This window comes from Kitasatospora sp. NPDC048286 (genome assembly GCF_043201735.1).
In the GTDB taxonomy this organism is placed as follows: domain Bacteria; phylum Actinomycetota; class Actinomycetes; order Streptomycetales; family Streptomycetaceae; genus Kitasatospora.
The window spans coordinates 268,275-275,998 of sequence record NZ_JBICZE010000003.1; the positions used below are offsets into that span (position 1 = coordinate 268,275).

The window sequence follows — 7,724 nt, forward strand, 5'->3', positions numbered from 1 at the left end:
CGCGGGCCCCGGTGATTCCGTGCAGCCGGGCGACGAGGGCGTGATCCGCAGGCCCTGACCCGCACACCGGAGGAGGGAACGCATGAGCGGCGGTGCCGTGGCCGGCCTGTGCAGACTGAGGTTCCGTGCGCCCGAGTCGGCGTTCGAGCTGGTCGTGCCGTCCGACGTGGTCCTGGCGGACCTCGTGCCGGCCGTGCTCGCGCACGCCGGCGCCGAGACCGAGGAGGCCGGCGCCGAGCACTCCGGGTGGGTCCTGCAGCGGGTCGGCGAGGAGCCGCTCGACGAGGAGCTGACGCTGGACGCGCTCGGACTGCGCGACGGCCAGGAGCTCTTCCTGCGCCCGCGCACCGCCGAACTCCCGCCCGTCCACTTCGACGACCTGGTCGACGGGGTGCGCAGCGGCATGCTGGAGCGCCGCGACTCCTGGCGCCCGGCGCTCACCCACCACCTCGCGGTGGCCGCCGCCCTGGTCGCCCTGGCCGGCGGCCTGGCCCTGCTGTTCCTGCCCGGCCCCGCCGAACTGCGCTGCGCGGCGGCCGCGGTGGTCGCCGTGCTGCTCCTGGTCGGGGCCGGCGGCGCCACCCGGACGGTCGGCGACGGCGCCGCCGGTACCGCTCTGGGCGCCGCCGCGATCGGCTACGCCGTCACCGCCGCCGCCCTGGTGCCCGGCCTCGACGGCGCCGACCGGCTGCTGTCCGGCGGGGCCGCCGCCACCGGCGCCACCGTGCTCGCCCTCGCCGTGGCCGGCGCCTCGGCGCCGTTCTTCCTCTCCGTCCTGTTCGCCGCCCTGGTCACCCTGGCGGCGGGCGTGCTCGCCCTGCGGGAGGTGCCGCCGGGGCACTCCGCGGCGATCCTGGCCTGCGTCGCGGTGCTCTCCGGGGCGTTCGCCCCCGGCCTCGCCTTCAAGATCGCGGGGCTCCGGGTGCCCGCGCTGCCGCGCAACGCCGAGGAGCTCCAGGAGGACATCGAGCCGTTCCCGGCCGCCGAGGTCCTCGCCCGCGGCGACGTCGCGGACGGCTACCTGACGGGCTTCCTCGCCAGCATCGGCCTGGTCTGCGCCGCCTGCCTGACCCTGCTGTCGGACGCCGACGGCTGGGGCCCGGCCGCCACCGCCGCCGACCTCTCCGTGCTGCTCCTGCTGCACGCCCGGGAGATCGGCAGCCTCTGGCAGCGCCTCGCCGTGCTGCTGCCCGGCCTGTACGGGCTGGTGCTGCTGGCCGGCGGGCTCGGCCTGCGGGGCGGCTGGCAGGACCGGCTCACCCTGGTCGCGGTGCTGCTCGGCGTCGCCGCGGTGCTGCTGGTCGTCGCCTGGACGGTGCCCGGGCGCCGGCTGCTGCCCTACTGGGGGCGCGCCGCCGACCTGCTGCACTCCCTGGCGGCCTTCGCCCTGCTGCCGCTGGCCCTGCAGACGCTGGGCTTCTACCACCTGATGCGGGGCCTGGCCGGCTGACCCCCGGCCCGCGCACCGCCCCGCCCGCCGCCCGTCCGCACCACCGACCCCGGGAGAGCTCCCATGCAGTCCAGACGCGACCAGGTGCAGGCCCACCTGTTCGTGATGAGCCGGGTCGCCTCCGGGATGCTGCGCGCCGAGCCGGACGCCCCCGACACCCCCGTCGCCCGGACCACCCGTGGCGCCGCGGTCGGGCTCGCCATCGGCCTGCTGATCGGGGTCGGCGCCGGCGTCTACGGCCTCGTCAAACCCGGCGGGGCGACCGGCTGGAAGAAGCCCGGCACCCTGGTGGTGGTCGAGGAGAGCGGCGCCCGCTACCTGTACGCCGGCGGGCAGCTGCGCCCGGTGCTCAACCAGGCCAGCGCCCGGCTGCTCGCCGGGGACCAGTTCCGCTCGGTGACGGTCAGCTCGGCCTCGCTCGACGGCGTCGCGCGCGGGGCGGTGGTCGGCCTCGTCGGCGCCCCCGACGGCCTGCCGTCCGACCGGGACCTGGGCCAGGGCGCCGACTGGTCGGCCTGCGCGGTCCAGGCCGGCGGACCGACCGGCGGACCGACCGGGGGCCAGACCGGGGGCCAGGCCGCGCCGGGTGCGCGGGCCGTGCCGCAGCTGTCCCTGGCGATCGGCCTGCGCCAGGGCGGCCGGCCGCTCGGCGACGAGCAGGCCGTGCTGCTGGCCGGACCGGACGGCGTGCCCCAACTCGTCTGGCGCGGACGGCGGTTGCGCGTGGACACCGGCAACGGCGGGCTGCGCGCCCTCGGGTACGGCGGTGCCACGCCGTACCCGGTGACCGCCGGCTTCCTGGACACCCTCCCGGTCGGCCCCGACCTCAGGGCCCCCGAACTGCCCGGGCGCGGCACGGCCGGCCCCGCGCTGGCCGGCCGGACCACCCGAATCGGCCAGCTGTTCACCGGCCCCGGCGGTGAGCGCTACCTGCTCGCCGGGGACGGGCTCGTCCCGCTCGCGGAGACGCTGTTCCAGCTCGTCCAGGGCGATCCGCGGATCCAGCAGGAGGCGTACGGCGGGGCACCCGTCACCCCCGGGCCGGTCGGCCCGGCCGACCTCGCGGCGCACCTCGCCCCCGCCCCCGCCGCCGCCCCCTGGGCGGGCAGCGAACTGCCGCCCCGGCCACCGCAGTTGGCGGCGGTGGGGCAGGGGCAGGTGCCCTGCGCCGAACTGCGGCCGGGCGCCGGGCCGGCCGCGGTGGCGGTCGGCCTGCTGGACGCCGCCGCCGTCGCCGGACAGCCCCCGGCCGCCCAGCCCGGGGTCGCCCCGGCCTGCAACGGGGCCGACCGGATCGTGGTCCGGCCGGGCGGCGGCTCGCTGGCGCGGGCCGTCACCGGGGCGGGCACCGGATCGACCCTCTACCTGGTCACGGACACCGGGGTGAAGTACCCGCTGCCCTCGCCCGCGACCGCCAGGCTCCTGGGCTACACCAAGGCCGCCCCGGCGGCCGTCCCCACCAGGCTGCTCGGTTTGCTGCCCACCGGGCCGAGCCTCGACCCGGCCGCCCTTACCGGCGGCGGCGTGGTCGACAACCCCGCCGCGAACCCCGTGAACACGAACCCCTGCGGGGGTTGAACCCCGGGGCATCGCGCGTCCGTTCAGTGTGCCGGGCCGCGGACCCCGACCCACCCGGAGGCGCCGGCGACCGGCCGGCGCCCGCCCCAGAGAAGGGAACTCGCATGGCCGGCAACAGCATGCTCAATGACCCGGTGGTCGTCCAGCAGGTGCTGACCACCGTGGAGTCGCAGGACGCCCACATGCAGGAGACCCAGCGTCAGATCAACGCCATCGTCGACGAGATCAAGACGCACTTCGACGCTGCGGCCAGCAGGGTCTTCTGCGACAAGATGCAGGACTGGCAGGTCAGGTACGACCAGGTGCGCCAGAAGTACCTCACCTTCCACGGCCTGCTCAGCAGCGGTTCGGGCCTGATCCAGCAGGAGGGCCAGGCCTCCGTCCAGATCGTCTCGGGCCTCGGCGCGGGCGAGGACGTCCTCAAGGGCCTGAGCTGACACCGGCGCAGGACTGACACCGGCGCAGGACTGACACCGGTGCAGGACTGACACCGGCCCAGGACCGACACCGGTCCGGAGCCGACACCAGTGCGGCTGACGCCGGCCGGCGGGCGAGACCGCCGGCACACCCGCCGGTCCGGGTCAGGACCGGGACCACCAAGCCGATCGAAGGAGACCAGCGATGTCAGACGGCAGGATCGAACTCCACCACCAGCAGATCGACGAGGCCGCGGCGATGCTGCGCCAGCAGGGCGCCCTCATGCACGAGATGATGGAGCAGACCCGCACCTTCCTCACCCAGGGCCTCGGCCACGAGCTCCACGGCGAGTACGCCGACCAGGGCAAGGGCTACGCCGACATCCTGTCGTCCGCGGACACGGCCATGACCGACGACATCGCCAAGGCCGCCGCCGCCCTGGACGAGGTGCACGGCCTGATCCGCGACGGTGACCGCACCGCCGGCTCCAAGTTCCAGCTCCACTAGGCGCGGTGAGTCGCGGTGACCGAGGACGAGAAGGCCGAAGCGGAATGGAAGAAGCAGGAGGAGGAGAAGCGCAAGCAGAAGGAGAAGGAGCGTAGGGAGAAGCAGCAGCAGAAGGAGAAGGACGACGCCAACAGCTTCAAGGTCACCGAGAACTACCTGCTCGACTTCGCCCACACCAAGCTGGCCAAGATGCTGGAGGACCTGAAGACCCACCCCACGCGGGTGGCGCTCAAGGAGTTCGTCCTCGGCATCGGCGGCGGCAAGTTCTCCGGCGACTACGCGAAGCTCCTGCCCGGCGGCGGCCCCGCGGTGCTGCCGAGCACCAAGGCGCTCCAGGAAGCCTTCACCAAGTACTGCTCCGCCCTGGAAACCCAGTTCAAGACGCTGGAGGACCAGGTCCAGGCCATGATCGACGACCTGGAGTCGGCCCAGACCGCCCTCAAGCACGGTGGGGACGACGCCCTCGCGGCCGCCGAGATGATCTACCTGGTCAGTGACGTCCTCGGTGGCGGCGGCGTCCGCTAGCCCGCGACCGGGTGCTCCGCACCGACCCCACGCCCGACGGCGCCCCCGCCGTCACCCGTGACCGCGGGGCGGGCCGAAACCCCGCCTCCGGCCCGCCCCGCGCACACCCGAGCCCCTGGAGCTGTGACACCGATGGCCACCACCAACTGGGAATCCGTCCTGCTGGTGTTCGCGTCCTCCGACCGGACGCAGTTCACCCAGCGCAGTGCCGTCAGCGGTGACGACAAGGTCCAGTGGATCGCCGGCCACAAGTACGAGACCCTCAACTACTTCAAGCAGACCGGGGGCAACGAGGGCTACGACTGCTGGTGGTCGTACAACTACACGGACAGCTCCGGCCACCCCTGGAGCCACGTGATCGGCTGCAACCTCAACTGGAAGCAGTTCACGGACGAGACCACCGAGCTGGGCAAGTGGATCCGGCAGGGCTACGACGTGCTCATGCCGCTCGCCCACTCGCCGTACGAGAACGACGTGATGAGCCCCTGGAGCTTCGACACCGCCGTGTCGACGCTGACCGGCGCCCGGCAACTGCTGCAGACCTGGGCACCGACCGTCCGGGGCTGGGCCGGCGACATCAACGCGCCGGGGGCGGACTGGCAGGGCACCGCGGCGGGCGTGTTCAAGACCATGCTCAGCCAGTTCGGCGACAAGGTCGAGGGGCTCGCCAAGGCCCTGGCCGACAAGCACGTCGACACCCTGCTCAAGACCGGCCGGGACGCGACCCAGCAGGCGATCGGCACCATGTGGAACGGCCAGGAGACCTACCGCAACAGCCGCAACGCCTGGCCGGTCAACCCGCTCCTCGACGCCCTGCTCGAGGGGATGTCCACGGCGAAGGTCACCGTCTCCGAGGGCCTCATCACCACCAGCGACGGCAGCGCGGTGGCCGGCACCGACGTCTCCTTCTCGGTCATGACGGCCTGGGGCGACCCGCACGGCGACGACTTCTGGAAGAAGGCGGAGAAGCGGGCCAAGGAGGTCTGGCTCAAGAACGTCGCCGACATCCTCGACAAGGCCGCCGCCGACGCCGTCAGGATCCTCGACGCCGCCTACGTCCCCGCGATCCAGGGCCTGGGCGACGGCATCCACGTGAAGACGCCCAAGGCGCCCTACCGTGCCCCGCAGGACGACCCGCTGGGCGGCAACAGCGACCCGTACACCGAGCTCAGCAAGAACCTGAGCGACATGAACAAGAACATGAACGACTCGCTGACCGACATGAACAAGGGGATGAGCGACAACTTCAAGGGGATGAGCGACAACTTCAAGAACCTCACCAGCGGCCCCGGCTCCGGCCCCAGCATCGGCCCCGGCTCGGGCCCCGGCCCGGTGACGGGAGGGCCGGGCGGCATCGGCGGCGGCAGCTCGGGCCTTCCCGGGGGCGGCAGCTCCGGCCTCCCCGGGATCGGCGGTGGCGGTTCGGGCTTCCCCAGCGGCGGCGGCTCCGGCGTCCCGGTGCTGGACCAGAACGGCAAGCAGGTCTTCGACAGCCACGGCAACCCGGTCACCGTGCCGCCCGGCAGCCACATCGACCCGACCACCCACCAGGTGATCGGCCCGGACGGCAAGCCGGTGCTCGGCCCCGACGGCAAGCCCATCACCGTCCCCGACGGGGCGACCGTCGGCACCGGCCCGGGCGACCACATGAAGGTGCCGCCCGGCTCGCACGTCGACGACAAGGGCCGGGTGATCGGCCCGGACGGCCAGCCGGTGCTGGACCGCAACGGCAACCCGATCGTCGTCGAGCCCGGCTCCCGGATCGACGCCGACGGCACCCTGCTCGACCCGGACGGCCGGCCGGTCTCCGAGGTCACCCAGCTGCTGGCCGACCAGCGGCACGCCTTCGAGAACGGCTTCGGCGGTGGTGGCGGTGACGGACTGCTCGGCGGCGGCGGGTTCGGCTCCGGCAGCTACTCCTACCACCCCGGCAGCACGTCCTTCGGCGGCTCCGGCGACTCCGACGGCCTCGGCGGCTACTCCGGCACCGGGCTGATGCCCGGCGGCCGCAGCGGCCTCAGCGCGAAGGCCCTCGCCAACGGCGGCGACCCGAACACCGCCCAGGCCAGGGCGGCGACGGAGGCGGCCGAGGCCGCCGAGAAGGCCGCCGCGGCCAGGGCCGCCGCCGAGGCCGAGAAGAACGCGCTGACCGGCAAGGGCATGTCCACCAGCGGCGGCATGCCGCCGATGATGCCGCCCGGCGCGGGCGCCGGCGCCGCGCCCAACCAGAAGGACAAGGACCGCCAGCGCACCACCTGGCTGGCGGAGGACGAGGAGGTGTGGGGCACCGAGAGCACCGCGGTCGCCGGCGTCATCGGCCGCTGACCCGTCCCCGCACCACCCGCCGTCACCGCACCCGCCCCGCCCCGCACCGCCCGCGCACCGCCCCGGACACCCCGGCGTACCGCCCCGCGACACCCCGGCCCGCCGGAGACAAGGAACGACGATGCCCACGACCGCCGACCCGTTCGGCCCCGACGGCCTGTTCGGCTCGATGAGCGAGGAGATCGAGCAGGCCATGGAGGCGATGCGGGCCCACCGGCTGAAGGCCGAGGAGGTCCAGGCCGAGCTCGCCCGCTCCTCCGCCACCGTCACCTCCAAGGACCGCATGGTGACCGTCAAGGTCGGCCCCCAGGGGCAGGTCCTCGCGCTCACCTTCCACACCACCGGCTACCAGGAGATGGCCCCCGCCCAGCTCGGCAGGCTGCTCACCGACCTCCTCAACGAGGCCCGGGCGCAGATGGGCGATCAGGTCATCCAGGCGATGAAGCAGTTCGAGGGCGTGGGCGACATGCTGCGGCTGGGACTCAGCGGCGGCAGCAACCTGGACCAGCTGCTGGAGCCGCTGCGCTCGATGCGGCCCGGCCACGACGCCGACGAGGAGGCGCAGCGCCGCCGGGCCGGCCGCCAGGAGGAGTTCCGTGAATAGCGAGAACGTCTTCGCGAAGACCCAGGAACTCAAGAAGCGGTTCGCCGAGTTCGGCGAGCTGTCCTCCCTGATCGACAAGGTGATCTCCGACGTCAAGATCGTCAACGACCTCAACAAGAAGGTCGGCGGCGACGACGAGATCGGCAAGCAGTACCACGAGCAGGTGGACAAGGCCACCAAGGACCTGGAGACCCTGATGTCCAACATCAAGGACACGGTCAGACAGGCGGGCGAGAACGGCATCAACCTGGTCGCCGACCTCGACTACGCGGAGGACACCGCCCAGGACATCATGAGCAGCATGTAGGAGAGAGCACC

The 7,724-nt window shown here is 73.5% G+C and carries 8 protein-coding genes; all 8 read left to right on the forward strand.

Annotation, left to right across the window (positions count from 1 at the left end):
- Window positions 1-82: 82 nt before the first annotated feature.
- The 8 genes from eccD (at window position 83) to ACGF13_RS08970 (ending at window position 7,713) form a co-directional block, all read left to right on the forward strand.
- Window positions 83-1,450, forward strand: a complete 1,368-nt coding sequence (eccD, locus tag ACGF13_RS08935; RefSeq protein WP_392870701.1) for a type VII secretion integral membrane protein EccD — start codon at window positions 83-85, stop codon at window positions 1,448-1,450.
- A 63-nt stretch (window positions 1,451-1,513) separates the two neighbouring features.
- Complete coding sequence (gene eccB, locus ACGF13_RS08940) at window positions 1,514-3,028, forward strand: type VII secretion protein EccB (protein WP_392870703.1); 1,515 nt, start codon at window positions 1,514-1,516, stop codon at window positions 3,026-3,028.
- A gap of 104 nt (window positions 3,029-3,132) precedes the next feature.
- Window positions 3,133-3,465: a hypothetical protein gene (locus ACGF13_RS08945; protein ID WP_392870705.1), complete on the forward strand. Its 333-nt coding sequence runs from the start codon at window positions 3,133-3,135 to the stop codon at window positions 3,463-3,465.
- A gap of 184 nt (window positions 3,466-3,649) precedes the next feature.
- Window positions 3,650-3,952: a hypothetical protein gene (locus ACGF13_RS08950; RefSeq protein ID WP_392870707.1), complete on the forward strand. Its 303-nt coding sequence runs from the start codon at window positions 3,650-3,652 to the stop codon at window positions 3,950-3,952.
- A 15-nt stretch (window positions 3,953-3,967) separates the two neighbouring features.
- On the forward strand, window positions 3,968-4,477 hold the full coding sequence (locus ACGF13_RS08955; protein WP_392870709.1) for a hypothetical protein: 510 nt from the start codon (window positions 3,968-3,970) through the stop codon (window positions 4,475-4,477).
- 132 nt (window positions 4,478-4,609) lie between these two features.
- Entirely contained in the window at window positions 4,610-6,802 is a 2,193-nt protein-coding gene (locus tag ACGF13_RS08960) for a hypothetical protein (RefSeq protein ID WP_392870711.1), read from the forward strand.
- Between the two features lie 121 nt (window positions 6,803-6,923).
- On the forward strand, window positions 6,924-7,406 hold the full coding sequence (locus ACGF13_RS08965; RefSeq protein ID WP_392870713.1) for a YbaB/EbfC family nucleoid-associated protein: 483 nt from the start codon (window positions 6,924-6,926) through the stop codon (window positions 7,404-7,406).
- Window positions 7,399-7,713 carry a hypothetical protein gene (locus ACGF13_RS08970; RefSeq protein WP_392870716.1) on the forward strand — a complete coding sequence of 105 codons (315 nt, stop codon included), beginning with the start codon at window positions 7,399-7,401 and terminating at the stop codon, window positions 7,711-7,713. Before ACGF13_RS08965 ends, ACGF13_RS08970 begins: the two co-directional genes overlap by 8 nt.
- The last annotated feature ends 11 nt before the right edge of the window (window positions 7,714-7,724 follow it).

Bases quoted from the DNA above. Each gene is read 5' to 3' on its own strand.
- eccD (WP_392870701.1), top strand. From the start codon at position 83: ATGAGCGGCGGTGCCGTGGCCGGCCTGTGCAGACTGAGGTTCCGTGCG.
- eccB (WP_392870703.1), top strand. From the start codon at position 1,514: ATGCAGTCCAGACGCGACCAGGTGCAGGCCCACCTGTTCGTGATGAGC.
- ACGF13_RS08945 (WP_392870705.1), top strand. From the start codon at position 3,133: ATGGCCGGCAACAGCATGCTCAATGACCCGGTGGTCGTCCAGCAGGTG.
- ACGF13_RS08950 (WP_392870707.1), top strand. From the start codon at position 3,650: ATGTCAGACGGCAGGATCGAACTCCACCACCAGCAGATCGACGAGGCC.
- ACGF13_RS08960 (WP_392870711.1), top strand. From the start codon at position 4,610: ATGGCCACCACCAACTGGGAATCCGTCCTGCTGGTGTTCGCGTCCTCC.
- ACGF13_RS08965 (WP_392870713.1), top strand. From the start codon at position 6,924: ATGCCCACGACCGCCGACCCGTTCGGCCCCGACGGCCTGTTCGGCTCG.